This window comes from Citrobacter sp. XY323 (assembly GCF_025106035.1).
GTDB classification, from domain to species: Bacteria; Pseudomonadota; Gammaproteobacteria; order Enterobacterales; family Enterobacteriaceae; genus Citrobacter; species Citrobacter braakii.
Map to the genome: position 1 here is coordinate 154027 of NZ_JANYUK010000006.1, position 26616 is coordinate 180642.

Below are 26616 nucleotides of genomic sequence, written 5' to 3' on the forward strand. Positions count from 1 at the left end.
AATATATCCCCGCAACAGAGACTGTTTTGCATAAGGATGGTTAATGAACTGGGCACACGTATTGTTGGCGGGTTATATCGGGGCGGTGATTGCTATCGTCGTTGGCATGTTTCGCAAAAAAGGCTGGCTGGGAAAGATCTCCGGCGCGGTGGTTTTTGTGGTAGCGATTGTCGCGTGGAATCTGTTTGATGTGCACTACCTGATCCCGCGCGAAAGCCCTGATTATGGGCTGACGGACGCGCAGAAATTTGAAAATGCGATGCTGGCAATGCCTGTTTATCAGGTACTTAAAGAGCAAGAACCCGCGTTATGGCAGAATATCCTCAACCAGGCAACGCAACTGAAAGAAGCTGGGAAAAGCGAACAACAGATTATCGACGCTATTCAGCCGCAAATCCTGCAGGTACAGATGGCGCGTTTGCAGCAGGCACCCGATGCCAATGTGATTGAGTATATGAAAATTAACCTAGAGCAGATTGCTGCGGTGGCAAAAGTGGGCGATGACGAGTGTTTTCGCTTTCTGTTCCCGGCGGTGAAAGGCGGGATTAACCCGGTGCGTATTATTCCGCGGGAGCTGATGAATCGTCGAATGGCCAGCGACATGAGTATGATGCACGCGGCTTATGGCCCGAACAAACATACGGTTACGGCGCAAGAGAAACAGCTGGCGCTTCAGGATCTGCAATCCATCGGCCCGGGATTGGTACAGCGCTTTGGACCGGATATCCAGATTATGGCTGATCCGAGTAAAGGTGTGGGCAAAGAGAAAGTCGCTTGTGAAATGGTGCAGGATTTATGGTCACAGGTGCTGACGCTGCCAACCGCTCGCGCGGCTGGCGTCATTCGGCTGATGCTCTCCGCCGAAATGCAGTAACACAACCATTGCCCCTCCGGCTGAAGTCAGAGGGGTTTTAACATCCGCACTTCGCAATCTACGTGCCCGGTGCAGCCCAGCGCTTCGCTGATATGCTCAAACCCTAAATGTTCATACAGGCGGATTGCCTCGGTCAGAAACGCCGTGGTCTCCAGATAGCACTGTTTGAAACCCTGTTCACGGGCATGTTCGAGGGCCATCAGCGCCAGCTTTTTCGCCAGCCCCTGACCGCGTGCGCTCGACAGGAAGTACATCTTTTGCAGTTCGCAAATGTCCGGTTCGCTACATCCTAACGGCGCAACGCCGCCGCCGCCCACGACTTCACCGTTTTGCTCAACCACCCAGTAGGCCGCGCCCGGCTGGCTGTAAACCTGGAATAGTTCATCCAGATTAGGGTCGGCAACGGTATAGCCCTTATCGGCAGTAAGCCCGTATTCAGCGGAAACTTTGCGGATCACCGCAGCGATAGCGGCATTATCTGCTGCGGTGATTCGGCGCAGCGTAAGCGTGGAGGGTAGCACAACATTCATAATATGGCTCAATTCTAAAAATACACTTATATATTTATTTAATACCACTCTCTTCTGTCGGGTGCAAGACGTTCCTGAATCAGAAAAAATTAAAATACATTGGCTAATTAAAAATAGTATTGTAAACGAACCAGTAAATAAATACTGGTTTTTATTTTTTATCTTAATGGAATTTATATTAGGGATATTGTTCATGAATGATTTTGTTGGTGGCCGGGAAAATCAACGGCACACATTTATTTTTATCGGTAAAGGATGGCAGTACTTTATTATTTGCATTGTCAATTTTTTGCTGTGTTGTATTACTCTGGGTATTTATACACCGTGGGCGATAGTGAAATGTCGGCGTTATATTTACGAGAATATGACTCTCAATGGCCAACCCTTTACCTATAAGGCGACAGGTGGCGCGATATTCGTAAGCTTCTTGTCGATTATGGTGATTTATGGTGCCAGCATGAGTTCTATTGCTAACGGCAGCCCTCTCGTTGGTTTTACTTTGATTGGTTTACTGGTAGCTGTCCTTCCATTAATGACCATAAAAAGCCTGCAGTATCAGGCGATGATGACGTCGCTTAACGGTGTGCGTTTTGGTTTTGACTGCTCACAATTACAGGCGTGGCTTTTTTTACTGGTTGTGCCAGTGGTGCTTGCTGTAGTGAACTGGGGAGTGATTTATCTTCTGATCCTTGCCACCGACTGGATTGAGGGCAGTACTGGAATGCTTATCAGAATAGCATTTATCGCGTTGGTGGGAATTGTGGGCATGGGTATCACCTACGGTATTACCTATGCAAAATGGATGCAGTTAGTGGGTAATGGCGGTAATTTTGGTATTCACCGCTTTACTATTAACGTCAATATGAAAGCAAGCATAGTGGGGTGTATTAAAGCCGTGCTGGTACTGCTGCCATTTGTTGTTGTGATTGTCTGGCTAATTGCCCCTATTTTTCTGCAAATGGTGATGTTGGCTGTGTTAGGCGTGGCCGACGACGAATTTATCCTGGAGAATCAGAGCAGAATAATGGCGAGCTATTTTCTCTATTTCGCCGGAATTATTGTGGTTGGAAGCTATTTATACACCACGCTACGTAATCTGTTCATGAATAACCTGGCGCTGGCTGAGGGCAAAATCCGCTTTCATTCTTCCGTCACTGCACATGGCTTGATCTGGCGTTTTGTACTGGTGTTGTTTATTTCAGGCATCACGTTTGGGCTAGCTTATCCATGGATGAAAATGTGGCTGGTCAGTTGGCTGGCCAGTAACTCCCATGTACAAGGGGATTTGGATGCGCTGGAACTGACTGACCATACAGAGGCGTTGGAAACAGGTCCGGCGATGTGGGTATCACGTGGTGTGATGACCTACTTCCCGTTCATCTGATACAACAAGGCCGGAGCATGCTCCGGCCTTTAATACGTGTATAACGTCAACGGCAATTACAGCGCGGCGATGACCGCCTGCTGCTGAATCAGCTTCGCTTTCGCTTCCGCATAACCGTCCAGCTTCTCACGCTCTTTGGCGATAACTGCTTCCGGTGCGCGAGCAACGAAACCTTCGTTGGAAAGTTTGCCTTCGATACGGGCAATCTCACCTTCGATTTTCGCCACTTCTTTCGCCAAACGCGCCAGCTCATCTTCTTTATTGATGAGGCCAGCCATCGGGATCAGCAGCTCGGCGCCGTCGATGATTTTGGTCACGGAAACCGGACCTTTGTCATCGGCTGGCAGCACGGTGATGCTTTCCAGACGCGCCAGGTTCAGCAGGAAGCTGCGGTTATCGTTCACACGGCGCATCGCATCAGCGCTGCAACCGCGCAGCAGCAGTTCGAGCGGTTTACCTGGGGCGATGTTCATTTCCGCACGGATGTTACGTACGGCAACGATCGCCTGCTTCAGCCATTCGGTATCAGCCAGTGCGGCTTCATCAACCTGTGCGGCGTTATATTCCGGGAACGGCTGCAGCATGATGGTGTCGGCGGTAATACCGGAAATCACCTTCACGCGCTGCCAGATGGTCTCGGTGATGAACGGGATGATCGGATGCGCCAGGCGCAGCAGACCTTCCAGAACGGTGACCAGCGTATTGCGGGTGCCGCGCAGTTCAGACTCGGAACCGCCGTTCATTACCGGCTTGGTCAGCTCCAGATACCAGTCGCAGAACTGGTTCCAGGTGAATTCGTACAGAATGCCCGCGGCGATGTCGAAGCGGAAGTTATCCAGCGCTTCGCGGTACGCTTTGATGGTCTGGTTGAATTCAGCAAGGATCCAGCGATCCGCCAGCGACAGGGTCATTTCGCCGCCGTTGAAGCCGCAATCCTGGTCTTCGGTGTTCATCAGCACGAAGCGGCTGGCGTTCCACAGCTTGTTACAGAAGTTACGATAACCTTCCAGACGCTTCATATCCCAGTTGATGTCGCGACCGGTAGAGGCCAGCGCCGCCAGGGTGAAGCGCAGTGCGTCGGTGCCGTGCGGCTCGATGCCGTCCGGGAACTGCTTCTCGGTACGCTTGGCAATCTTCTCGGCCAGCTGCGGCTGCATCATGTTGCCAGTACGTTTCTCCAGCAGTTCTGCCAGGGAGATTCCGTCGACCATATCCAGCGGGTCAATGACGTTGCCCTTGGATTTGGACATCTTCTGGCCTTCGTCGTCGCGGATCAGACCGGTCATGTAGACGGTCTTAAACGGCACTTGCGGCTTGCCGTTTTCATCTTTGATGAAGTGCATGGTCATCATGATCATGCGGGCAATCCAGAAGAAGATGATGTCGAAACCGGAAACCATCACGCTGGTTGGGTGGAACTGACGCAGCGCGTCGGTGTTTTCCGGCCAGCCCAGGGTAGAGAAGGTCCACAGTGCGGAGGAGAACCAGGTATCGAGTACGTCTTCGTCCTGGCGAAGCTGAATGTCGGCACCGAGGTTGTTTTCCTGACGCACTTCGTCTTCAGTACGGCCGACGTAGACGTTGCCGTCGTTGTCATACCATGCCGGGATACGGTGACCCCACCACAGCTGACGGGAAATACACCAGTCCTGAATATCGCGCATCCAGGAGAAGTACATGTTTTCGTACTGCTTCGGTACGAACTGAATGTCGCCGTTTTCAACCGCTTCAACCGCCGGTTTCGCCAGCACGTCGGCACGGACGTACCACTGGTCGGTCAGCATCGGTTCAATAACCACGCCGCCACGGTCGCCGTAAGGTACGGTCAGGTCGTGCGGTTTAATTTCCTCCAGCAGGCCCAGCGCATCAACAGCGGCAACCACCGCTTTACGCGCGGCAAAGCGCTCCAGCTTCTGGAACTCAGCCGGGATTTCATTGGAATAAACGTCGGACTCTTCGCCTTTGGTGTCGTACACTTCCGCGGTTTCACGGATGTCGCCGTCAAAGGTCAGAATATTGATCATCGGCAGGCCGTGACGTTTTCCGACTTCGTAGTCGTTAAAGTCGTGCGCCGGGGTGATCTTCACGCAGCCGGTGCCTTTTTCCATATCAGCGTGTTCATCGCCGACGATGGGAATGCGGCGGTTAACCAGCGGCAGAACAACAAATTTGCCAATCAGATCTTTATAACGCGGATCTTCCGGGTTGACGGCCACGCCGGTATCGCCCAGTACGGTTTCCGGACGGGTGGTGGCGACGACCAGGTAATCTTTACCATCAGCGGTTTTCGCGCCGTCAGCCAGCGGATAGCGGATGTGCCACATTGAGCCTTTCGACTCGCGGTTTTCCACTTCCAGGTCGGAAATCGCGGTGCGCAGTTTCGGGTCCCAGTTCACCAGGCGCTTGCCACGGTAAATCAGGTCTTCTTTGTACAGGCGAACGAAGACTTCTTTCACGGCATTGGAAAGACCTTCGTCCATAGTGAAGCGCTCGCGCTCCCAGTCAACGGAGTTGCCGAGACGGCGCATCTGGCGGGTGATGGTGCCGCCGGATTCCGCTTTCCACTGCCAGATTTTGTCGATAAACGCTTCGCGACCGTAGTCGTGGCGGGTTTTACCTTCTTCAGCGGCAATCTTACGCTCAACCACCATCTGGGTTGCGATACCCGCGTGATCGGTACCGGCCTGCCACAGGGTGTTTTTACCCTGCATGCGCTGGTAGCGGATCATGGTATCCATGATGGTTTGCTGGAAAGCATGACCCATATGCAAACTGCCGGTGACGTTCGGCGGCGGGATCATGATGCAGAAGGACTCTTTGCTTTCATCGCCGTTAGGTTTGAAATAGCCCTGCTTTTCCCAGTGCTCGTAAAGCGGCTGTTCGATATCTTGTGGGTTGTATGTCTTTTCCATTATTTCCAGGTTGCCGTATTCAGGTTAAAACCAGCCACGCGGTAAGCTTTGTAGCGATCGCGTGCCGATTGTTTCAAAGAATCTTCGTAAGGGACGAAGTCTATCACTTCTGTGAAAGCGGTGGCAAAATCTGCAAAGCCAACGCGCAAACTGATAAGCAGGTCGCGCGGGCTGCTGTTGCGTTTCTCCGGCCAGGCAATTTCTACCGGTGCGCCGCCTCTGGGGCCTTCACCTGCCAGATTATGCGGAACAAAGCTTTCTGCCGGTCTTGCCCACAGGGCTTCATCCAGTCGAAGAGCCTGCTTTTCGTTTTCGCAGGCGATCAGCACGCGCTTGCCAGCACGCCAACGTTCTGCGGCAATTTCACACACCAACTGCTCGACGGCGCTTAAGCCATCGTGTTGCGTGTCATTGTCCAGAAGATAGAAAGTTGCGTTTCTCATATATGGGGCTTCTTCTGGTGAATTTAAATGCGTTGCCATGATGCACAACCGTAGGCCGGATGGCGTTGCGCTTATCCGGCCTACGGGTCTTATTGCTTGTGCTTACCGCCTTACTCTTCGCCGTTAAAACCGGCACGATTGAGCAGGAATTGCGACAGCAGCGCCACCGGACGACCGGTTGCGCCTTTGGCTTTCCCTGAACGCCATGCGGTACCGGCGATATCGAGGTGCGCCCAGTTGTACTTACGGGTAAAGCGTGACAGGAAGCAGCCCGCGGTAATGGCGCCGCCAGGACGTCCGCCGATGTTCGCCATATCCGCAAAGTTGGACTCTAGCTGCTCCTGGTATTCATCACCCAGCGGCAAACGCCACGCGCGGTCGCCAGCCTGTTCGGACGCACCGATCAGCTCATGCGCCAGCGGGTTGTGGTTCGACATCAGGCCGGTGATGTGATGGCCCAGCGCAATCACGCACGCGCCGGTCAGGGTTGCGACGTCAATCACCGCTTCTGGCTCAAAGCGCTCGACGTAGGTTAATACGTCGCACAGGACCAGACGGCCTTCGGCATCGGTATTGAGTACTTCAACGGTCTGACCAGACATGGTGGTCAGCACGTCGCCTGGACGATACGCACGGCCACCCGGCATGTTTTCGCAGCCTGCCAGCACGCCGACGACATTGATTGGCAGCTGAAGCTCGGCCACCATGCGCATCACGCCATATACCGCTGCCGCGCCGCACATGTCGTATTTCATCTCATCCATGCCTTCGGCTGGTTTGATGGAGATACCGCCGGAGTCAAAGGTTAACCCTTTACCGACCAGCACGATCGGACGCGCGTCTTCGGATGGATTGCCTTTGTACTCGATGACCGACATCAGCGACTCATTCTGCGAGCCGTGACCGACGGCCAGATAAGAGTGCATGCCCAGCTCTTTCATCTGCTGCTCGCCGATCACGCGGGTTACAACATTTTTGCTGTAGCTGTCTGCCAGCTGGCGCGCCTGAGAGGCGAGGTAGGCGGCGTTACAGATGTTCGGCGGCATGTTGCCGAGATCTTTTGCTGCTTTAATGCCGGCGGCGATCGCCAGACCGTGCTGGATCGCACGTTCACCGCTGGTCAGTTCCCGGCGGGTCGGTACGTTGAAGACCATTTTACGCAGCGGGCGACGCGGCTCGCTTTTGTTGGTCTTCAGTTGATCAAAGCTGTACAGCGTTTCCTGTGCTGTCTCAACGGCCTGACGCACTTTCCAGTAGTTATTGCGCCCTTTGACGTGCAGCTCAGTCAGGAAGCAGACGGCTTCCATTGAGCCAGTATCATTCAGCGTATTGATGGTTTTCTGAATGACCTGCTTGTACTGGCGCTCATCAAGCTCGCGCTCTTTGCCACAACCAATGAGGAGAATTCGCTCAGACAGAACGTTAGGAACATGGTGCAGCAACAGGGTTTGACCTGGTTTGCCTTCCAGTTCGCCACGACGCAGCAGTGCGCTGATGTACCCGTCGCTGATCTTGTCGAGCTGCTCTGCAATCGGAGAGAGACGGCGTGGTTCAAAGACACCCACGACGATGCACGCACTCCGCTGTTTCTCCGGGCTACCGCTTTTTACACTGAACTCCATGCACTACGCTCCTGAATCTTAAAGACAACGGCGGTGGCTACGGATAGAATTGCAAGCTTTCGTAACTCATACCCGCTGTTGCGGTGACTTCGTGTTAATCTTAACGTTATTACGGCATTGGCACGTCAGAACAATTTCTGAGAGGTGGATCCGTTGAGTATAATGATCTTAGCGACGATTTCGACGACTCAAGAGAATAAATGACGTTTAAGCCATGAAACAAGCTAAATTCCGGCAAAAGACGGGTTTTTACGGGCGTATTTAAAGTGATAATCATAAGATATCTGGTTCGGGAAACGCTCAAAAGCCAACTTGCGATCCTATTCATCCTGCTTTTGATCTTCTTTTGTCAAAAGTTAGTCAGGATCCTTGGTGCGGCGGTTGACGGTGATATCCCGGCGAATCTGGTGCTCTCGCTGCTGGGGCTGGGCGTGCCAGAAATGGCGCAACTTATCTTGCCATTAAGCCTGTTCCTCGGGCTGCTGATGACGCTGGGCAAACTGTATACCGAAAGTGAAATTACGGTCATGCACGCCTGCGGGCTGAGCAAGGCTGTCTTAGTGAAAGCGGCGATGGTGCTGGCGCTGTTTACCAGTATTATTGCGGCGGTCAACGTGATGTGGGCCGGACCGTGGTCCTCCAGACATCAGGACGAAGTCCTGGCGGAGGCGAAAGCGAACCCCGGTATGGCGGCGCTTGCTCAGGGGCAATTCCAGCAGGCAACTAACGGCGGCTCGGTGCTGTTTATCGAAAGCGTTGACGGCAGTAACTTCAACGATGTGTTCCTCGCGCAAATCCGCCCGAAAGGTAACGCCCGTCCTTCGGTGGTGGTAGCGGACTCCGGTCATCTTACCCAATTGCGCGATGGCTCTCAGGTCGTGACGCTGAACCAGGGGACGCGTTTTGAAGGGACCGCGCTGCTGCGCGATTTCCGCATTACCGACTTCCAGAATTATCAGGCGATTATCGGTCATCAGGCCGTGGCGCTGGATCCAAACGATACCGACCAGATGACCATGCGTACGCTATGGACGACCGACACCGATCGCGCCCGTGCGGAGCTGACCTGGCGTATCACGTTAGTATTCACCGTATTTATGATGGCGCTGATGGTTGTACCGCTGAGCGTGGTTAACCCGCGTCAGGGTCGCGTACTGTCCATGCTGCCAGCAATGCTGCTTTATTTGCTGTTCTTCCTGGTTCAGACATCGCTGAAGTCGAACGGCGGCAAAGGTAAGCTGGATCCGGTGTTCTGGATGTGGACGGTTAACCTGGCGTATCTGGCGCTGGCGATTGTGCTTAACCTCTGGGATACGGTGCCGATGCGCCGCTTACGTGCCCGTTTTATGCGTAAAGGAGCGGTATAATGCAGCCTTTTGGTGTACTTGACCGCTATATCGGTAAAACCATTTTCACCACCATCATGATGACGTTGTTCATGCTGGTGTCGCTCTCCGGGATCATCAAGTTTGTCGACCAGCTGAAAAAAGCCGGGCAGGGGAGCTACGATGCGATGGGCGCCGGGCTGTATACCCTGCTCAGCGCGCCGAAAGATATCCAGATCTTCTTCCCGATGGCGGCGCTGCTGGGTGCTTTGCTGGGGCTGGGCATGCTGGCGCAGCGCAGTGAACTGGTGGTCATGCAGGCTTCTGGCTTTACCCGTATGCAGGTGGCGTTGTCGGTGATGAAAACCGCGATTCCGCTGGTGCTGCTGACGATGGCCATCGGCGAATGGGTGGCGCCGCAGGGCGAACAGATGGCGCGTAACTACCGTGCGCAGCAGATGTACGGCGGCTCGCTGCTCTCTACCCAGCAAGGTTTGTGGGCGAAAGATGGCGACAGCTTTGTCTACATCGAGCGGGTGAAAGGTGACGCCGAGTTAGGCGGAATTAGCATCTACTCCTTTAACGACAAGCGCCGTTTGCAGTCCGTCCGCTATGCCGCAAGTGCGACGTTTGACCCGGAGCAGAAGGTCTGGCGTTTGTCGCAGGTGGATGAATCCAACCTGACCGATCCGAAGCAAATCACCGGCTCGCAGACGGTGAGCGGCACATGGAAAACCAACCTTACACCCGACAAGCTCGGCGTCGTGGCGTTGGATCCTGATGCGCTCTCGATTAGTGGTCTGCATAACTACGTGAAGTACCTGAAGTCGAGCGGCCAGGACGCTGGACGCTACCAGCTCAATATGTGGAGCAAAGTCTTCCAGCCGCTGTCTGTGGCGGTAATGATGCTGATGGCGCTGTCGTTTATCTTTGGTCCGCTGCGTAGCGTCCCGATGGGCGTGCGCGTGGTGACAGGGATTAGCTTCGGCTTTGTGTTCTATGTGCTGGACCAAATCTTTGGCCCGCTGACGCTGGTGTACGGCATTCCGCCGATTATCGGCGCGTTGCTGCCAAGCGCCAGCTTCTTCCTGATAAGCCTGTGGCTGATGCTGCGTAAGTCCTGATATTCGCCCCTCCCGCTGTGCGGGAGGGGCGCCTTCCTGCTAGCGTTTTCTCCCGCCCATCAAACTCCCCAACATGCCGCGGATTATCTGATTGGTGACCTGTCGCGCCGCGCTTTTCGCCACGCTTTGTACCACGCCATCGCGCTTGCCGCCGCGTGGTCCGGTGCTGCCAAACAGAATATCCTTCAATCCACCGAGAATACCGCCGTCCACATCGATCGCTTTACCGTTGGCGGGAGGTGTATTTTGCTGCTCGGTGCTGGACTGCACGCCTTGCTGTAAACGCTCATAGGCGGACTCGCGGTCGACCTGTTCTTCATATTTACCGTACAGCGAGGAGTGATTAATCAGCCCGTTACGCTCGTCATCCGTCACCGGTCCCATCCGCGAGCACGGCGCAATCACCATTGCTCGTTCAACCACAGACGGGCTGCCTTTAGCGTCCAGAAACGACACCAGCGCCTCGCCGGTTCCCAGTTCCTGAATGGCTTTTTCGGTATCAAATGCCGGGTTGGCGCGCATGGTTTGCGCGGCGGTTTTCACCGCTTTCTGATCCTTCGGTGTAAACGCGCGCAGGGCGTGCTGCACGCGGTTCCCCAACTGACCGAGCACGTTGTCTGGAATATCTGACGGGTTTTGCGAGACGAACCACACGCCGACCCCTTTCGAGCGGATCAGGCGGATCACCTGTTCGATTTTATCCAGCAGTACCTGCGGGGCGTCGTTGAACAGCAGGTGAGCTTCATCGAAGAAGAACACCAGTTTTGGCTTCTCCAGATCGCCTGCTTCCGGCAGCTGTTCGTACAGTTCGGAGAGCATCCACAGCAGGCTGGCGGCGTACAGTTTGGGCATCTGGTAGAGCTTCTCTGCGCTGAGGATGTTGATCATCCCTTTGCCGCTGGCGTCAGTTCGCATCCAGTCTTTGATGTCCAGCATCGGTTCGCCAAAGAAGTGCGCCGCCCCCTGTTGCTCCAGCGACAGCAGTCCACGCTGGATTGCCCCGACCGAGGCGCTGCTGATATTGCCATACTGATTCTGGAAGGATTTGGCGTTATCGCCGATGTACTGGGTAATGGCTCGCAGGTCTTTGAAATCGAGCAGCAGCAGACCCTGGTCATCAGCAATGCGGAAGATAATATCCAGCACGCCGGACTGTACGTCGTTGAGGTTCAGCAAACGGGCCAGCAGCAGCGGGCCGAGGTCAGATACCGTGGCCCGCACGGGGTGACCTTTTTCGCCGAAGATATCCCACACCGTGACCGGATTAGCATGCGGTTGCCAGTCGGTAATGCCGATATTTTTCAGGCGGGCGAGCAGCTTTTCAGAGGCCTGCCCTTCCTCGGCCACGCCGGTTAAGTCGCCTTTCACATCGGCCATAAATACCGGTACGCCAATTTCAGACAGCGATTCGGCCAGCTTCTGTAGCGTGACGGTTTTACCGGTCCCGGTCGCGCCGGTAATCAGTCCGTGACGGTTGGCCATGCCTGGCAGTAAAAACAGTTCGGTGTCCGGCGTGCGGGCAATTAGCAGGGGTGTGCTCATTGAGATTTCCTCCATTTATCTTGCCTGGAGTATAGGCAATGTCCATCAAAGAGAGTATGCGATGGCCGGAGAAAATGACTTAAAGCGTATTGCCGTGATAAATCTGGTACCCCAAATCCACAGTGTTGTGGTTATGGTCGTTGTTCTTGATTTTGCTCAGCAACATCTGCGCTGCCATGCGGCCAATGTCAAAACGCGGGGTGATCACGCTGGCGAGGCTTGGGATCATCTGCCTGCCCATTTCCAGCCCGTGGAAACCGGCAATCGAGATCTGTTCCGGAACGGCCAGATCGCGCTCGCGGCACAGCAGCAGCGCGCCCATCGCAATATCGTCGTTGGTGCAAAAAACGCCGTCTAAATCCGGATGCGCGGCGAGCGCGTCCCGCATCATCTGAGTGCCGAGATGGATGGACGAAATAGAACGCGGATTGACGCGCAGCGGCACCAGACCCCGGCGCGTCATGGCATCGCAATAGCCGCGATAGCGCTGTTCATCGCGGACGTCGTCTTTCGAACCGAGATAGAGGATTTTGCGCCGCTGGCGTTTATCCAGCATGGTGCTGACCATATCAAATGCCGCCTGACGGTTATCGAAGCCTACTTCCATGTCCAGACGATCGCCCTGAATATCCATCAGCTCCACCACCGGAATGTTGGCTGAACGCAAAAACTTCACCGTGCGCAGGGTGTGATATTTCTCGGACAGGATAATGCCGTCGATATTGTATGACAGCAGATTGATCACCGACTCTTCCTCGGATTCCCGGTCGTAATTGTAGTTGGCGATCAGCGTCTGATAGTTATGGTCCGAGGTGACCGACTCAATGCCTGCCAGAATGTCTGCGAACAGCTGGTTTTGAAACGAGGGGATCAGCACGCCAAGCGTATAGCTTTGCGCATTCAACAGCATCGCGGGCGCGCGGTTGGGGATGTAATTAATCTCCTCCATAATCTGCGCGATGCGTTCACCGGTTTCCTTTGCGACCTTTTTTGGCGAGCGAATGTAGCGGCTCACCGTCATTTTGGTCACGCCCGCCAGCGTGGCGATGTCTTGCAAAGAAATTCTGTGGTTCCTCATTTTCTCTCCAGTGCCGGGGAGCGCGGATCTGTGCTCCCCGGTGATGACCGTCTTAATGCAGAATGGCGTTCAGCGCCAGAACCCCCAACAGCCCCATAATGGAAATCAGCGTCTCCATTACCGTCCAGGTACGCAACGTTTCCCCGACGCTGAGATTAAAATAGCCTTTAAACAGCCAGAATCCCGGATCGTTAACGTGGGAGGCAATCACGCTGCCCGCGCCGGTAGCCAGCACCATCAGCGCCGGGTCGGCGTGAGTGACGTTAATAATCGGCAGTACCACGCCTGCGGTGGTGATCGCCGCCACGGTGGCTGAACCGAGCGCGATACGCAGCAAGGCGGCGACCGTCCAGCACATCAGCAGCGGAGAAAGCGATGTGCCGGTCATCAGGTGCGAGATATATTGCCCCACGCCGCTGTCGACCAGAACCTGCTTAAACGCGCCGCCCCCGGCGATGATAAACACAATCATCGCAATCGCACCGATAGAGTCGCCAATAATATCCATAATTTGCTCGATCGTACGTCCGTTACGCCGACCAAGGGTAAAAATGGCGAGCACGATAGCGATAAATAACGCGACGGCAGGGTTACCGATAAACTCAAAGAACACCCGTACGCTGTTGGTTTTCGGCAGCGTGATTTCGCACACTGCGGCGACCGCCATCAGTATGACCGGGATTACTGCGGCAAAGATACTGTTCCAGAACGACGGCATCTCTTCTTCGGTGAACAGATGCGGGTTGAATAACCCTTCCGGCGGCGCTTTCTCAAAGCGGGTCAGTAGCTTAGAAAACAGCGGCCCGGCAACAATCACCGTCGGGATAGTAATAATAAAGCCGTACAGCAGGGTGGTGCCGAGATTAGCCTCGAAAATGGTGGCAATCGCGGTCGGCCCCGGATGCGGCGGCAGAAAACAGTGGGTCACGGACAGCGCAGCTACCATCGGGACGCCAACGTACAGCAGCGGCAGGCCGGAAGAGGCCACCACCGTAAACACCAACGGCAGCAGCAGAACAAAGCCGACTTCGAAAAACATCGCCAGACCCACCACCAGACCGGTGATCACCAGCGCCCACTGCACGCGTTTTTTACCAAACGTGCCAATCAGCGTGGTGGCGATGCGCTGAGCCGCGCCGGTATCGGAAATCAGCTTACCGAGCATTGCACCGAAGCCAAGGATCATCGCCAGACCGCCGAGCGTCCCGCCGATCCCATTTTGTATTGAGTGCAAAACGGCCTGGGCATCCATCCCTTCGGCAAAACCGACGACCGCCGCCACCAGGACCAGAGCAATAAAGCCGTTAACTTTAAAACCAATCATCAGGACCAGGAGCAGCGCGACGCCTGCCGCAATTATTATTAATGGCATAATCGTTTCTCTTATATCCCCGTCATACTTCAAGTTGCAGGTGTGTTGGCTGCGCTCACTCACCCGAATCACTTACTCAAGTAAGCTCATCGGGTTCATTCACTTGCCGCCGTCCAGCAACTCGAATTATTTAGGGGTGGCCAAAAATGCAGCGCCTGGGCGCTGCGTGATGTTGCGTTGTGTTGTATCAGACGGCGACCAGCATGCCGCCATCGACAAACAACAGGTGCCCGTTAACAAAATCGGATGCTTTGGAAGAGAGGAATACCGCCGCGCCAATCAGCTCCTGCGGATCGCCCCAGCGCGCGGCTGGCGTACGTTTGCACAGCCAGGCGGTGAAGGCTTCATCCTCGACCAGCGCTTTGGTCATCTCGGTTTTGAAGTAGCCCGGTGCGATACCGTTGACCTGGATATTGTGGCGTGCCAGCTCAACGCACATACCGCGGGTGAGCATTTTCACCGCGCCTTTCGAGGCGGCATACGGCGTGATGGTGTCGCGGCCCAGTTCGCTCTGCATGGAGCAGATGTTGATGACCTTCCCGGCCTGACGTTCCACCATCCGACGCGTTACTGCCTGCGAGACCAGGAACACCGCCGTCTGGTTAACGGCAATCACATCGTTCCAGTCCTGCTCCGGGAACTCGGTAAACGGATGGCGGCGCTGAATACCGGCGTTATTCACCAGTACATCGATTGGGCCAATGTCTTTTTCGATATGGTCGATGGCGGCATCAATGTCCTGTTTCTGCGTAACATTGAACGGCGCGGCAACGGCGCGGATCCCTTCCTGTTGCAGTTTGGCGACGGCAGCCTCCGCGCGCTCCGGCGTAATATCATTGACGATAATCTGCGCGCCATATTTACCCAGCCCGGTCGCCAGTAAATAACCAATACCCTGGGCCGAACCGGTGATCAGAATATTTTTGCCATCCAGCGAAAAAAGATCGTTCATTATGTTCTTCCTTATTTTGTTTCAGCAAAAACGAGCTGGACTTTCGCAGCCTGGGTTTTATCCCCGGCAAAGATCAGCGCCTGTTCAAGCTCGGTAAACGGATATTCGGCGCTGAGTAATGGCAGCGGATCGATAACGTTATTCGCCAGCCACGACACCGCAGTGTTGAACTCGGTGGTAAAGCGGAACGAGCCTTTGAGCGCGATCTCTTTGCCGATCAGCATCATCATCGGGAAGTCCGGTACCGCGCCGCCCATGCCAACCTGCACCATCACGCCTTTCGCGCGGGTGACTTCCAGGCAGGTGGTGATTGAGGACGGATGACCGGAGACTTCGAAGCTGACGTCGAAGTAGCCTTTTTCTTTTTTCCACTCATCGAGCGAGTCCTGCTGCGGGTTAATCAGCGTGTCAGCACCCATCTGCTGGGCCAGCGACAGCGAGCGCGGGCTGATATCAGCACAGACAATTTCTGCTGCGCCGAGCGTTTTCACCGCGCTGACGATCAGGCAGCCGATAGGCCCCACGCCGGAGATAAACACGCGCTTGCCCTGCAGGTCTCCTGCTTCATGCGCGGCGTGGATCGCGACTGCCAGCGGTTCGGCAAAGGCCATGACTTTTTCATCGGCGTGCTGGGGGTAGGGGATGCACTGCGCGGTATCGACGGTTTTAAATCGGGTAAAGCCGCCGTCAACGTGGGGAAAATACATGGCGCTACCAAAAAAGCGCATTTCCGTGCACTGGTTTTCTTCGTGCTGCAGACAGTATTTACAGTGGCCACAGGGCTTCGACGGATTAATAGCCACCGACTGACCTTCATGTAATTCTTTTGAGTCGCTGTGCACCACTTTACCAATAACTTCATGGCCTAAAATCATCGGTGCTTTAACGGTAAAATTACCGACTTTTCCTTCCTGATAATAATGTAAGTCGGAACCACAAATTCCGCCGCGGGTAATTTGTACCAGCGTTCCTTTATTATTCCATTCAATATTTTGGTCGGTAATGGCAACAGTTTTCTTACCCGCGACAACGCAGGATTGTGTTTTGACTTGCATAAATGCCTCACTGGTCAGGTAGTAACCTCGGCAGCATTTAAACGGTTTTGATTGTTATTATTTGTGATAAAGATCACGCTGGAAAATTGTTACACTACAATGTTACGCATAACGTGATGCGCCTTGTAAATCTGCTCAGCCACGCCGAAAAAAGGTGAATTCTGCAATGTGGAAGGCGTAGTATCGCGCCATGGAATATGAATCTGGAGTTTTTTCAATGGCCGGGGAAAGTTATATTTTGATGGGCGTTTCGGGTAGCGGTAAATCTTTAATTGGCAGCAAAATTGCTGCGGTATTATCGGCTAAATTCATTGATGGTGACGATCTCCATCCGGCCAAAAATATTGATAAAATGTCTGAAGGTATTCCATTAACCGATGAAGACCGACTACCGTGGTTAGCGCGATTAAATGACGCTTCATACAGTTTATATAAAAAGAATGAGACCGGGTTTATTGTCTGCTCGTCATTAAAAAAACAGTATCGCGATATATTGCGGCAGGGCAGTCCGAATGTGCATTTTTTGTGGCTGGACGGCGATTACGAGACCATTCTGGCGCGCATGCAGCGTCGGGCAGGGCACTTTATGCCGGTGGGATTACTCAAAAGCCAGTTCGATGCGCTGGAGTGCCCGCAGGAGGACGAACGTGATATTGCCCGCATCGACGTGAACCATGACATTGAGCATGTGACGGAACAGTGCCGCCAGGCGGTGCTCGCGTTTCGTAACGGGCAATAAGCCCAGCCCCTTGCGGGACTGAGCCTTGCATCAGAAGTCGGCTTTCAGCACCACGCGGTAGCGGGCTTTGCCGTCACGCACGTGCTGGATAGCGTCGTTAATTTGCGACATCGGGTACAGTTCGGTGGTGGGCGACACCTTGCTGCGTCCGGCAAACTTCATCAGCTTGCGCAGTTCGAACGGCGTACCGGTTGCCGAACCGGAGATGCTGCGATCGCCGGCAATTAAGGTGAACGCTGGCACCGGCAGCGGCTTCAGCACCGCGCCGACGGTATGGAAGTTACCGCCGTAGGCCAGCGCTTCAAAATAAGGCTGCCAGTCGAGATCGACGTTAACCGTGTTAATAATGAGATCGAACTGGCCCGCCAGCGCTTTTAGCGCATCCGGATCGCGGCTGTTAACCACCTTATCCGCTCCCATCGCCAGCACTTCCTGCTCTTTCGCCGGATTGGAGCTGAACGCGGTCACTTCGCAACCCATCGCATGTAACAGCTTAATGGCGATATGCCCCAGGCCGCCGATGCCGATCACCCCAACGCGGCTGGTGGCGGTGATATGGTGCATCAGCAGCGGTTTGAACACCGTGATACCGCCGCACAACAAGGGACCCGCCGCCGCCAGATCGATGCTCTCCGGCAGCGGGATCACCCACTGCCAGTCGGCCCGCAGCTTCTCGGCAAAGCCACCGCGATTGAGAATAGTGGGAACGGAACCTTCCAGACAGTTAATCTGATTGCCGCTGATACAGGCGTCGCAATGCCCGCAGCTGCGCGCCGTCCAGCCAATGCCGACTCGCTGACCAACCTTCAGACCTTTATCTTGCGCCGCGCTGCCGAGCGCCGCCACGCGACCAATCACCTCATGCCCGGCCACCAGCGGATACTGAGAGAACCCCCATTCGTTGTCGATCATCGACAAATCGGAATGGCAGATACCACAGTAATCGACCTGGACTTCGACATCTTCCGGCTTAAGCTCGCCCGCATCATATTCATAGAGTTCGAGTTCGCTGCCCGCCGCTTTTGCGGCGTAGCTTTTTATCATCGACATCGTGTTTCCCTCAGTGTGGTGTTGAACTGGAAGTGTAGAGCATGGGGAAACGGGACGCTTCGCAGAAGGGGGGATTAATAAGGGGACAAACTGTGACGATGGTTACAGGTGAGAAAGGTAATGCTGAAATTTTCAACACTTAGCGAGTCAGACACACGCTGGTGCTTGCATGGCGGCGCATGACAGGTATAATCCACAACGTTTTCCGCATCCCTTCCGTGCCGGAGTGGCGAAATCGGTAGACGCAGTTGATTCAAAATCAACCGTAGAAATACGTGCCGGTTCGAGTCCGGCCTTCGGCACCATCGGAACATCAATAGACGTCAACGGACGTCTTTTTTTGTGCCTGAAATCCAGTATCCGCAAGGCTTTCCTCGCTTTTTCACTCAACCTAAGTCAACCTGATTCAATCTACATCAACTTACTGATGCGGGTACAACTGCGGGTATATCCCGGTTCGATAATGTTTGTACCCACACAGAACCCTTGAAAGGATGCTCATCATGGCTCTGAGTGATGTGAAGGTTCGTTCGGCTAAGCCTGAAGCAAAAGCCTATAAGCTGACTGACGGTGACGGCATGGTATTGCTGGTTCACCCTAACGGTTCTAAATACTGGCGACTTCGTTATCGCTTTGGCGGTAAAGAAAAGATGCTGGCGTTGGGAAAATATCCCGAAGTCTCGCTGGCGGATGCCAGGGCACGGCGGGATGAAGCCCGTAAGCTGTTAGCTAATGGTGTCGATCCCACTGAGAACAAGAAAGCAGTTAAAGTAGAGCAGGAGCAAGAGGCGATAACGTTTGAAGTGGTTGCCAGAGACTGGCATGCCAGTAATCAGAAGTGGTCTGCATCGCATAGTGCTCGTGTATTGAAAAGCCTGGAAGATAATCTCTTCGCTGCTATCGGTAAGCGGAACATTGCTGAGTTGAAGACACGGGATTTGCTTGTACCCATCAAAGCGGTGGAGTCATCCGGGCGTCTTGAGGTCGCCGCCCGTTTACAGCAGCGTACTACTGCTATTATGCGCTTTGCTGTGCAGAGCGGATCAATCGACTACAACCCCGCGCAAGAGATTGCCGGTGCGGTTGCTACGGCAAAAAGACAGCACCGTGCTGCTCTAGAACTCAACCGTATTCCTGAATTACTTCACCGCATTGATCACTATTCTGGCAGGCCGTTAACACGACTGGCGGTTGAACTCACTTTGTTGGTTTTCATCCGTTCAAGCGAGCTGCGTTTTGCTCGCTGGTCAGAAGTGGATTTTGAAACGGCTATGTGGACGATTCCGGGAGAGCGTGAACCGCTGAAAGGCGTTAAACATTCTCAGCGTGGTTCAAAGATGCGGACTCCACATCTTGTTCCTTTGTCGCGGCAGGCTCTGGCTATTTTGGAAAAGATCAAAAGCATGAATGGGAACCGTGACCTGATCTTCGTAGGAGATCACGATCCGCGTAAACCCATGAGTGAGAACACGGTGAACAAGGCTCTACGAGTGATGGGCTATGACACGAAAACGGAAGTCTGTGGGCATGGCTTCAGGACCATGGCGTGTAGTTCACTGATTGAGTCAGGATTGTGGTCGAGGGATGCAGTGGAGCGGCAGATGAGCCATCAGGAGCGTAGTTCTGTTCGGGCAGCTTACATCCATAAGGCGGAGCATCTGGGGGAGCGTAGATTGATGTTGCAGTGGTGGGCGGATTATCTGGATGCGAATATGCAAGAAGTTATCTCTCCCTTTGACTATGCCAAAACTAACAATCCATTGAGATGAGTTGGAACGAACCACTTCATCAATATTCATTTTAAATAAGACACTTCCACCAAGGGAAACAAACATACCCTAAATCGCCGGGATATTCATAATGATATATATCCCGGCGATTTACTTAACCGGATTGACTGTCTAATCACAGTGAAAAGTAAGATTTTTGATGACGGCTATAGGTCGGTGGGTGTTGTAATAATAAATACCGGTAAATGTGGGTGATATCCGAACAGAAATGGATGGCAAGGTTTTGGTTGTGGTGAGTGAGGCGCAGCATGGATCTGGACTGCGCCTCGCAAAACACGTTGGGGATTATTTGACCGTGACCTGTCCGTTCATAAGTAGGGGGAGGAGCCATTCTCGGAGTTTGGTTAACCGGCTATTCTCTTGAGTGTTTGATGCTAGTTTACTATAAATTGGCATCATTTTATTCTCGAATAACTCTACAACATCAGAAGCAGGGCATATAATCTCACATTTAGTGATATGTTTGTTTGTTAAATTATTAATATTGGTTCCCATACACTGATTGTTTATATAGGACTTAAACCATTCGGATTGAAGGAATGTATTAATAAAATATCTAAACTTATTATTTGGTGTTATTTTTGAACAAAATGCGCCAAATGCATTAGGTTTTTCAAAATAATACACACCATTTTTTCCTACATGCTCTTTACTACCACTTGACATTACTATCAAAACGTCAAACTTCCTCAACATTTGGCTTGTGCTTGCCTTACAAGAGGGAATGAGGACCAAATCATCAATGTCTACAGCATTTCCTGTTACATTTGTAGCGCGAAGAACACCAATCGTATCTTTATTATCCTGAATTTTGACATCTTCTTTGCTATAAGTAACACCTCGTTCTAACTCAATAAACTCACCAAGGATAGAGTCATTCCAACCCACCGGAATTTCCCGTTTCAGCGTAGCGTTATATTCCATCTTCCCACCGGAGGTTTTATACGGTTTTCCGTTGGCATCAGGGAAATCAAACTGTACAAACCAGTAGTAATACAGCGTTTTCGCCATCGCTTCCAGTTCAGCGATGATGCGGTTGTTGAGGGCGATTTTTTCGTCAATTGATTCAAGAACTTCACGTATTTTTTTTTGTGATGTCAGATCTTCTATGGCTGGAACAGCCATTTCATGAAGTTCATTTCTGTTTACGCCAGGTACAGCACTTTTATCAGAAGTACGAATTCGCCCCAAACAACTTAATAAATAATAAATGTATTTTGGGTCATTACCTTTGAAGTCCTGTACATACAGAGCAGTATTGTGCGGCCAATATTCTTCTTCAACATAATACATTTCACCCAAGGTGCCGTATCGCCCAGTTACAACACCCGGCCCTTCTACTTTGTACTCATTATGCCATCCAGACACCCCTGAAGAACTTATTACTGGATACGGGCCTGCTATCCTAACTTTTTCAGGTAAATCATACCCCCTCTTGAGGGTAATCAAATCTCCCAATCTTTTGAATGCAACCTTACTCATACTTCAGCCCCGCCATCTGCGTCTTAATCTCCGCCTCCAGCTCTCGCGACTTGCTAAACAAACTCTCTAGATTATCCGTAAACCCTTTTATTTTCGCGGAAAACTGCTCCTGAGTCATATCGGTGTATTCGATTTTCACATCAAAATACTGCCCGGCGCTGAACGAGTAATTTTTTGCGGCGATGTCGTCATAGCTGACCACTACCGAGAAATCTACTTCGCTCCACTTATTGTTGAATACCTCGCAGATGCGTTGTTCTTCTTCTTCTGTCAGCACCGTTTTCTGGTTTTTACCGTCTTTGACTTTTTCCCCTAAGTTAGAAGCATCGATCAGCACCACTTTCTCTTTGTTGCTGGCGTCAATAAACAGGATCGACACGTTGGTGCCGGTGGTGGCAAAGATATTCGAGGGCATGGAGACCACTCCCGCCAGCATCTTATTTTTCACCAGATGTTCACGAATCCCTTTATCAATACCCGACTGAGCGGTGATAAAGCCGGTCGGCACCACGACCGCCGCTTTACCACCTGGCTTCAGCGAGAAAATGATGTGTTGCAGGAACAACTGGTAAATCGCCATTTTGTCTTTGGCGGCTTTGGGTACTTTCGGTATCCCGGCAAAGAAACGTTGCTGGTTTTCCTTACTGTCCAGCGCATCGCGGAAGTCGCTGAAATCCATCTTAAACGGTGGGTTTGAGACGATGTAGTCAAAGCGTTTCAGTGCGCTGCCGTCCTTGTGGAACGGATGCAGAATGGTATTACCCTGGATAACGTTGGGGATCGAATGCACCAGATTATTGAGGATCAGGTTCAGACGCAGTAGGCTGGAGGATTTCTGCGAGATGTCCTGCGCAAAGATGCTGCAACGATCTTCCCCAATGGCGTGTGCCACGTTCATCAACAGTGTGCCGGAACCTGCGGATGGATCGTAACAACTTACGTTGCGCACGACGCCCTGTTGCGCTTTCGGTACCAGAATTTCCGCCATGATGCGTGCTACGGCATGGGGCGTGTAGTATTCAGCGTATTTACCGCCGGAGTTGCTGTTGTAGTCTTTGATCAGGTATTCAAAGATGGTGGCATAGAAGTCGAATTTCTGCGTAAAGATGCGCTCGAAGCTGAAATCGGCCAGTTTGTTGATAATGGCACGACAGAAGTCGTCGCGCTTTGATTCGTCGGCGATGTACTGGCTCAAGCGTTCAAACAGCACCACTTTTGCACCGCCGTCGGTTTTGACCGCGAAGACATCGTTGTTGGTAGCGGCGATGTCCATCAGGGTGTCGTCAAAGGTGGTGGCGAAATTGGCCTCATTTTGACGGTTGTATAAATACTGAATGAAGTGATGTGGCTTCAGACGCGCTGTGTCGGCGCTCATTTTCAGTTGCAGCTTATCCCGCTGTTCTTCACTCATCTGATTGAGCGCAACTTCCCATTTTTCGGCGCTGGCGATGCTTGTATCCACCTTTTTGGCTTCAAAGGCGAATTTGTCGTTCAGGAATTTGTATAGAAATGCCTGAGTGATGATTTTGAATTCGTTACCGTCGTTGCCCAGACCGTAGTTAGCACAAATGCTTTTCAGGCTATCGATCAGGGTTTTGGTTTTGTCTCTAAATTCCAGTTCTACCACGTACGTGCTCCGGTATTAAATTCGTTCAGGTATTCCGCCACAATCAGGCGGTTGATATCGCCAGCCGCTTTCGCACTGAGAGTGATCTTCTGTTGTTTTTCAAAGTGTTCCAGCACGCATGACACGATCTGGCGTTCAAAGTAGCTTTCATTGTTCAGTATTTGGCTATTGTTCAGCACTTTTCCATCCGCATCCTGCTTGACACCGAGCAGTGCTTCGAAGATTTTACGCTCTGGCTCGCTAAGGCCGCCGTGCTCGCGCAGGCGTTTGTGGGTACGCGCGTATTTCACATCGCCCCGGTATTTCTGGCGCAGCAGGTTGTTCTGACGGTTCAGCTCTTTAATACGGTCATGAATTTTATTGAGTGTGCCAATATTCGCAACCATTTCTTCCTGGGTGACTTCGCTGAGTTTCTTTTTCTTAAACAGTCGCTCCAGTTCGTCTTTCAGGCTGACGAACTGAGGGTCCTGCTGGTCGAAGTTGGCGGCCAGCGCTTCACGGGTACGGCGCAGCGTCTCTTTCAGTTCGTCAGCCAGCACCAGTTCTTCTTCGCCCACTTTGTGGAATTCAAAGATCACCTCTTCCAGCGCACGGTTCAACAGACCGGAGAGGTCAACACCCTGCTCCAGATCCGCCTTCAGGTTGAGTAAGTCGAGGCGGTGGCTGGCTTCGCGGTAGAGGATGTTGAGTTTGTTGAAGTCCAGCGCCTGGAGAAACTCAGTGTTGCCCTGGAGGCGGATCAGGTTGTACAGGCTGCGGGCATCGGCCAGCGCGTTTTTTAGCGCCAGCGCGGTTTCCCGGTCCTGGATCTGGTTTATCTGGTCAGTGAAAATTTCTGCGTTTTCCGTATCGAAACTGAACAAAACATCTTTAATGTGTTCTATTTCTTCGCGGATCTCTTCCGCCGATTTGAACAGGCGGGAATAGTGCTCCATTTCGTCGCCCAGTTCGGCCTGTAGCTCTTCGAAGTAGGCTTTGTTGGTGGCGTCAAATTCCTGGCGGATATCGGCGAAGTCCACTACGTAGCCGTAGCGGAAGTGGTTGTAGGTTCGGTTGACGCGGGTCAGCGCTTGGAGCAGGTTGTGCTTTCTGATCACCCGCCCGAGGTAGAGTTTTTTCAGCCGTTTGGCATCAAAGCCGGTGAGCAGCATATTGTAGACGAACAGCAGGTCAATCTCACCCGCCTTGAATTGTTCCACCCATTCTTTACGTTCCTGCTTGCTGCCGATGTCGTGCAGGATCAGAGCGGCGCGTTTGATTTTCCGTGTTTCTTTGGCGTGGATCTGGTAAACGGCAGCGGGTTCTGCGGCCTGTAATATAGACATTTCGTCGGTGACGTCATCGGCAACGGTGAGCGATTCGGCGTAGTCGGCGTTGAACAATTCAAACATCTGTTTGGCCTGTTCAGAGCTGTCACATATCACCATGCCGCCGATGGTGCCATCATTCAGCGCGCCCCGGCTTTTGGCAAAGTCGGTGACGATGTAGTCCAGCATCGGTTTGACGAAGCTGGGATGGGCGTAGATGTATTTGCGATCTACATCGCCCATTCTGACTTCTACGTCTTTTAGCGCCTGTTGCAGGATCATCCGGTAGTTGGTGGCGATCTCTTCACGGATCAGGCGCAGCGTGTAGCCGTCGGCAATGGAGGCGTTGTAGTAGTATTTGTGGATGTAGTCGCCGAAGAGGTCGCGGGAGTTGTAGTCCGTTCCCAGCAGAGGTGTACCGGTCAGGCCAATTTTGATGGCGTTGGTGTCCGACTGGCTTAAGTTCGCCAGGAAGCTCCCTTTGGGGTTGTAGCTGCGGTGGACTTCATCGAGGAAATACACGCGCTGGATGTTGATGTCGTAGTCTTTGATGGTGACGACGTCCGGGTCATCGCGGAATTTCTGGATGTTGACGACGGTGATTTCCGCTTTGCCGTGGTGATTGTGCAGCGCCTGCGCCGCTTTGATGTCGCGGGTGAAGGCTTCGCGTGAGTCAATAAGGTGAACAATTAAGCCACGGGCGGTGAACTCGCGCTGCGCCTGCTGGAGCAGATCCAGACGGTCAACAATAAAGTAGAATTTTGGGATCACCTGCTGGCTCTGGAAGTAATCCGTCAGGAAGCGCACGTTGTAGTAAGCCAGTGCGGTTTTTCCACTGCCCTGGGTGTGCCAGATAATGCCTTTTTTCACGCCAGCGTTCAGTTTGCGCTCGATTGCTTTGGTGGCGAAGAGCTGCGGGTAACGCATGATGTGCTTCTGGATGCCGCCCGGTTCGGCGACGTACACCAGTGCATAGCGCAGGATAAATGCCAGCCGATCGCGGCTCAACAGCGCGGTGCAAAGGCGGTTGGTCGGGCGGTTGTGATCTTTGTTAGTCTGAAATTCCGGGTTGGTACGAATGACTTCCAGGTTGTTGTCTTTCAGAACGGCGATTTCGGTTTCTTCTGACAGCGGTTTCAGTAAGTTGGTCAGGTTGAAGAGTTCTTCTTCTCGGAAGTAGTTGAATACCGGGTTGCTGTATGAGCTGCTGGCGTAGAATGCCCCCTGAATCGGCTCCGGGTCACTGTCGTCATACTCCATGTTGTTGGAGAAGATCATGAACTGGGTGATATTGGCGAAGCGTTTGAATTTGGGGTTCTTAAAGCGTTCGTTGATGCGGTTGCGTTCTGCGACGATACCTTCGCGGTTGTTGGGCTTTTTCACTTCGATAAAGATCAGTGGCATGCCATTGATCAGCAGCGTGATGTCTGGGCGGAACTCTTCATCGCCGTTTTCGCAGGTCAGTTCGGTGACGACATGGAAGCTGTTGTTGTTGAAGTTATCGAAGTCTATCAGTTTGATGCCGGAACGGTCGCTGAGTTTTTCGAAGAAGGCGCGGCCTAGGTCGTCGTTGTCGAGAAGCAGCGTGAGATCTTTTAACTGGCGCCCGATGTCGTCGGGCGCAATTCCGGGGTTAATTCTACCAACTGCAGCGGTGAAAAGGTCAGGAAAGATGTTGGTTTCTTTGTCCCAGTGTTGTTCTTTCAGAGACAGGTAGCGGTAGCCCAGCCGTATCAGGTGGAGGATGACGGGGATTTTTACCCGGGTGTCTTCGGTGAATTTCATCGTGTTCCCTGTTTTTGGTATTTATCACGTCTCAGGCCATGCGGTATTCCACAACCCCCGAACGGCTGGCAACAATGTTTGTTCAATTTGTATCTATGTTACACGTTCTCTGTTAACTGCCGGAGTACATTTGTCGCGCTTTACTGAAAATGATAACCGCCGTGCCAGACTCTGAAATTTTTCGTGAAAATCAAGAATGGTGGCAAAGTTGCGTATCCAGCTCTGGTCGATCATGTTTTCGCTTGGAACGTCGATCGGCGGTTCGCTAGGAATCAACGCCCATGTCAGGCCAGCATACGCCGCTAAGGCAGAAGAACGGTAGCCGGTTCTGGTTCTGCACAATTCACTCAGATAACTGGTGAAGTCACAGATAGCGCAGACTAAAGCTCTGCATGGCACGAACCTTTAGTTCGGTGAAACCATCCACAAAGGTCGCTCAACCTGCAAATACGGGTTGTAGTGGATCAGTAATTTAGGATGCTCAGGCAGTACAGAGCCTGTACATCTACTCACTAGCGGGCAAGCTGAATCGTTATCAGTCTCAGCTACTATGCATCATCAACATGTGACGTCTCCCGAACCACACCTAGCGTAAGACAGTAGATAGCGAATGTTGACGCAAT

General features: G+C 52.7%; 20 protein-coding genes and 1 tRNA gene. 8 read left to right on the forward strand and 13 right to left on the reverse strand.

The window, feature by feature from the left end; genetic code table 11:
* The first annotated feature begins 43 nt into the window (after positions 1 to 43).
* A complete protein-coding gene (locus tag N0B36_RS10280; protein WP_019078255.1) occupies positions 44 to 874 on the forward strand; it encodes a hypothetical protein in 831 nt (276 codons plus the stop codon).
* 26 nt (positions 875 to 900) lie between these two features.
* On the opposite strand, the gene N0B36_RS10285 is transcribed toward N0B36_RS10280, so the two are convergent.
* On the reverse strand, positions 901 to 1404 hold the full coding sequence (locus tag N0B36_RS10285) for a GNAT family N-acetyltransferase (RefSeq protein ID WP_016155577.1): 504 nt from the start codon (positions 1402 to 1404) through the stop codon (positions 901 to 903).
* A gap of 193 nt (positions 1405 to 1597) precedes the next feature.
* Here N0B36_RS10285 and N0B36_RS10290 point away from each other — a divergent pair, with 193 nt between their 5' ends.
* A complete protein-coding gene (locus N0B36_RS10290) occupies positions 1598 to 2788 on the forward strand; it encodes a YjgN family protein (RefSeq protein ID WP_259687708.1) in 1191 nt (396 codons plus the stop codon).
* A gap of 56 nt (positions 2789 to 2844) precedes the next feature.
* Here N0B36_RS10290 and N0B36_RS10295 read toward each other — a convergent pair whose 3' ends face one another.
* The 3 genes from N0B36_RS10295 to pepA form a co-directional block, all read right to left on the reverse strand.
* Positions 2845 to 5700: a valine--tRNA ligase gene (locus N0B36_RS10295; RefSeq protein WP_259687711.1), complete on the reverse strand. Its 2856-nt coding sequence runs from the start codon at positions 5698 to 5700 to the stop codon at positions 2845 to 2847.
* Entirely contained in the window at positions 5700 to 6143 is a 444-nt protein-coding gene (gene holC, locus N0B36_RS10300) for a DNA polymerase III subunit chi (RefSeq protein ID WP_016151505.1), read from the reverse strand. Before holC ends, N0B36_RS10295 begins: the two co-directional genes overlap by 1 nt.
* A gap of 110 nt (positions 6144 to 6253) precedes the next feature.
* Positions 6254 to 7765, reverse strand: coding sequence for a leucyl aminopeptidase (gene pepA / locus N0B36_RS10305; protein WP_003025870.1), 1512 nt, complete (start codon positions 7763 to 7765; stop codon positions 6254 to 6256).
* Between the two features lie 153 nt (positions 7766 to 7918).
* Here pepA and N0B36_RS10310 point away from each other — a divergent pair, with 153 nt between their 5' ends.
* The 3 genes from N0B36_RS10310 (at position 7919) to lptG (ending at position 10214) form a co-directional block, all read left to right on the forward strand.
* Positions 7919 to 7969 (forward strand): hypothetical protein, encoded by a 51-nt coding sequence (locus N0B36_RS10310; RefSeq protein ID WP_212723231.1) that lies wholly within the window; start codon positions 7919 to 7921, stop codon positions 7967 to 7969.
* A gap of 62 nt (positions 7970 to 8031) precedes the next feature.
* Complete coding sequence (gene lptF, locus N0B36_RS10315) at positions 8032 to 9132, forward strand: LPS export ABC transporter permease LptF (RefSeq protein ID WP_016151506.1); 1101 nt, start codon at positions 8032 to 8034, stop codon at positions 9130 to 9132.
* On the forward strand, positions 9132 to 10214 hold the full coding sequence (gene lptG / locus N0B36_RS10320) for an LPS export ABC transporter permease LptG (protein WP_008786067.1): 1083 nt from the start codon (positions 9132 to 9134) through the stop codon (positions 10212 to 10214). The genes lptF and lptG overlap by 1 nt, the downstream gene beginning before the upstream one ends.
* 39 nt (positions 10215 to 10253) lie before the next feature.
* On the opposite strand, the gene N0B36_RS10325 is transcribed toward lptG, so the two are convergent.
* The 5 genes from N0B36_RS10325 to idnD all read right to left on the reverse strand — a co-directional run bounded on the left by N0B36_RS10325 (position 10254) and on the right by idnD (position 16213).
* Positions 10254 to 11756 carry a helicase HerA-like C-terminal domain-containing protein gene (locus N0B36_RS10325; protein ID WP_200080236.1) on the reverse strand — a complete coding sequence of 501 codons (1503 nt, stop codon included), beginning with the start codon at positions 11754 to 11756 and terminating at the stop codon, positions 10254 to 10256.
* Positions 11757 to 11835: 79 nt separating this feature from the next.
* Positions 11836 to 12834 carry a LacI family DNA-binding transcriptional regulator gene (locus tag N0B36_RS10330; protein WP_047358548.1) on the reverse strand — a complete coding sequence of 333 codons (999 nt, stop codon included), beginning with the start codon at positions 12832 to 12834 and terminating at the stop codon, positions 11836 to 11838.
* A 52-nt stretch (positions 12835 to 12886) separates the two neighbouring features.
* Positions 12887 to 14206, reverse strand: a complete 1320-nt coding sequence (idnT, locus tag N0B36_RS10335) for a gnt-II system L-idonate transporter (RefSeq protein WP_016155581.1) — start codon at positions 14204 to 14206, stop codon at positions 12887 to 12889.
* A 187-nt stretch (positions 14207 to 14393) separates the two neighbouring features.
* Positions 14394 to 15158, reverse strand: a complete 765-nt coding sequence (gene idnO / locus N0B36_RS10340) for a gluconate 5-dehydrogenase (protein WP_016151510.1) — start codon at positions 15156 to 15158, stop codon at positions 14394 to 14396.
* An 11-nt stretch (positions 15159 to 15169) separates the two neighbouring features.
* Positions 15170 to 16213, reverse strand: a complete 1044-nt coding sequence (gene idnD, locus N0B36_RS10345; protein ID WP_016155582.1) for an L-idonate 5-dehydrogenase — start codon at positions 16211 to 16213, stop codon at positions 15170 to 15172.
* A 217-nt stretch (positions 16214 to 16430) separates the two neighbouring features.
* Here idnD and idnK point away from each other — a divergent pair, with 217 nt between their 5' ends.
* Positions 16431 to 16952 (forward strand): gluconokinase, encoded by a 522-nt coding sequence (idnK, locus tag N0B36_RS10350; protein ID WP_047358547.1) that lies wholly within the window; start codon positions 16431 to 16433, stop codon positions 16950 to 16952.
* Positions 16953 to 16982: 30 nt separating this feature from the next.
* Here the strand turns inward: idnK and N0B36_RS10355 are convergent, their stop codons facing one another.
* On the reverse strand, positions 16983 to 18002 hold the full coding sequence (locus tag N0B36_RS10355) for an NAD(P)-dependent alcohol dehydrogenase (RefSeq protein ID WP_016155584.1): 1020 nt from the start codon (positions 18000 to 18002) through the stop codon (positions 16983 to 16985).
* Between the two features lie 220 nt (positions 18003 to 18222).
* Between N0B36_RS10355 and N0B36_RS10360 the strand changes: the two genes are divergently transcribed.
* Both N0B36_RS10360 and N0B36_RS10365 read left to right on the forward strand, forming a co-directional pair.
* A tRNA-Leu gene (locus tag N0B36_RS10360) sits at positions 18223 to 18307 on the forward strand.
* Between the two features lie 198 nt (positions 18308 to 18505).
* Positions 18506 to 19771, forward strand: coding sequence for an integrase arm-type DNA-binding domain-containing protein (locus N0B36_RS10365; protein WP_259687723.1), 1266 nt, complete (start codon positions 18506 to 18508; stop codon positions 19769 to 19771).
* 306 nt (positions 19772 to 20077) lie between these two features.
* Here the strand turns inward: N0B36_RS10365 and N0B36_RS10370 are convergent, their stop codons facing one another.
* From N0B36_RS10370 to N0B36_RS10380, 3 genes are read right to left on the reverse strand one after another with little or no spacing between them, the layout of a single operon-like run.
* Positions 20078 to 21274, reverse strand: a complete 1197-nt coding sequence (locus tag N0B36_RS10370) for a restriction endonuclease subunit S (protein ID WP_259687724.1) — start codon at positions 21272 to 21274, stop codon at positions 20078 to 20080.
* Positions 21267 to 22901: a class I SAM-dependent DNA methyltransferase gene (locus N0B36_RS10375; RefSeq protein ID WP_259687725.1), complete on the reverse strand. Its 1635-nt coding sequence runs from the start codon at positions 22899 to 22901 to the stop codon at positions 21267 to 21269. The genes N0B36_RS10370 and N0B36_RS10375 overlap by 8 nt, the downstream gene beginning before the upstream one ends.
* Positions 22895 to 25993, reverse strand: coding sequence for a type I restriction endonuclease subunit R (locus tag N0B36_RS10380; protein ID WP_259687728.1), 3099 nt, complete (start codon positions 25991 to 25993; stop codon positions 22895 to 22897). The genes N0B36_RS10375 and N0B36_RS10380 overlap by 7 nt, the downstream gene beginning before the upstream one ends.
* Positions 25994 to 26616: the final 623 nt, after the last annotated feature.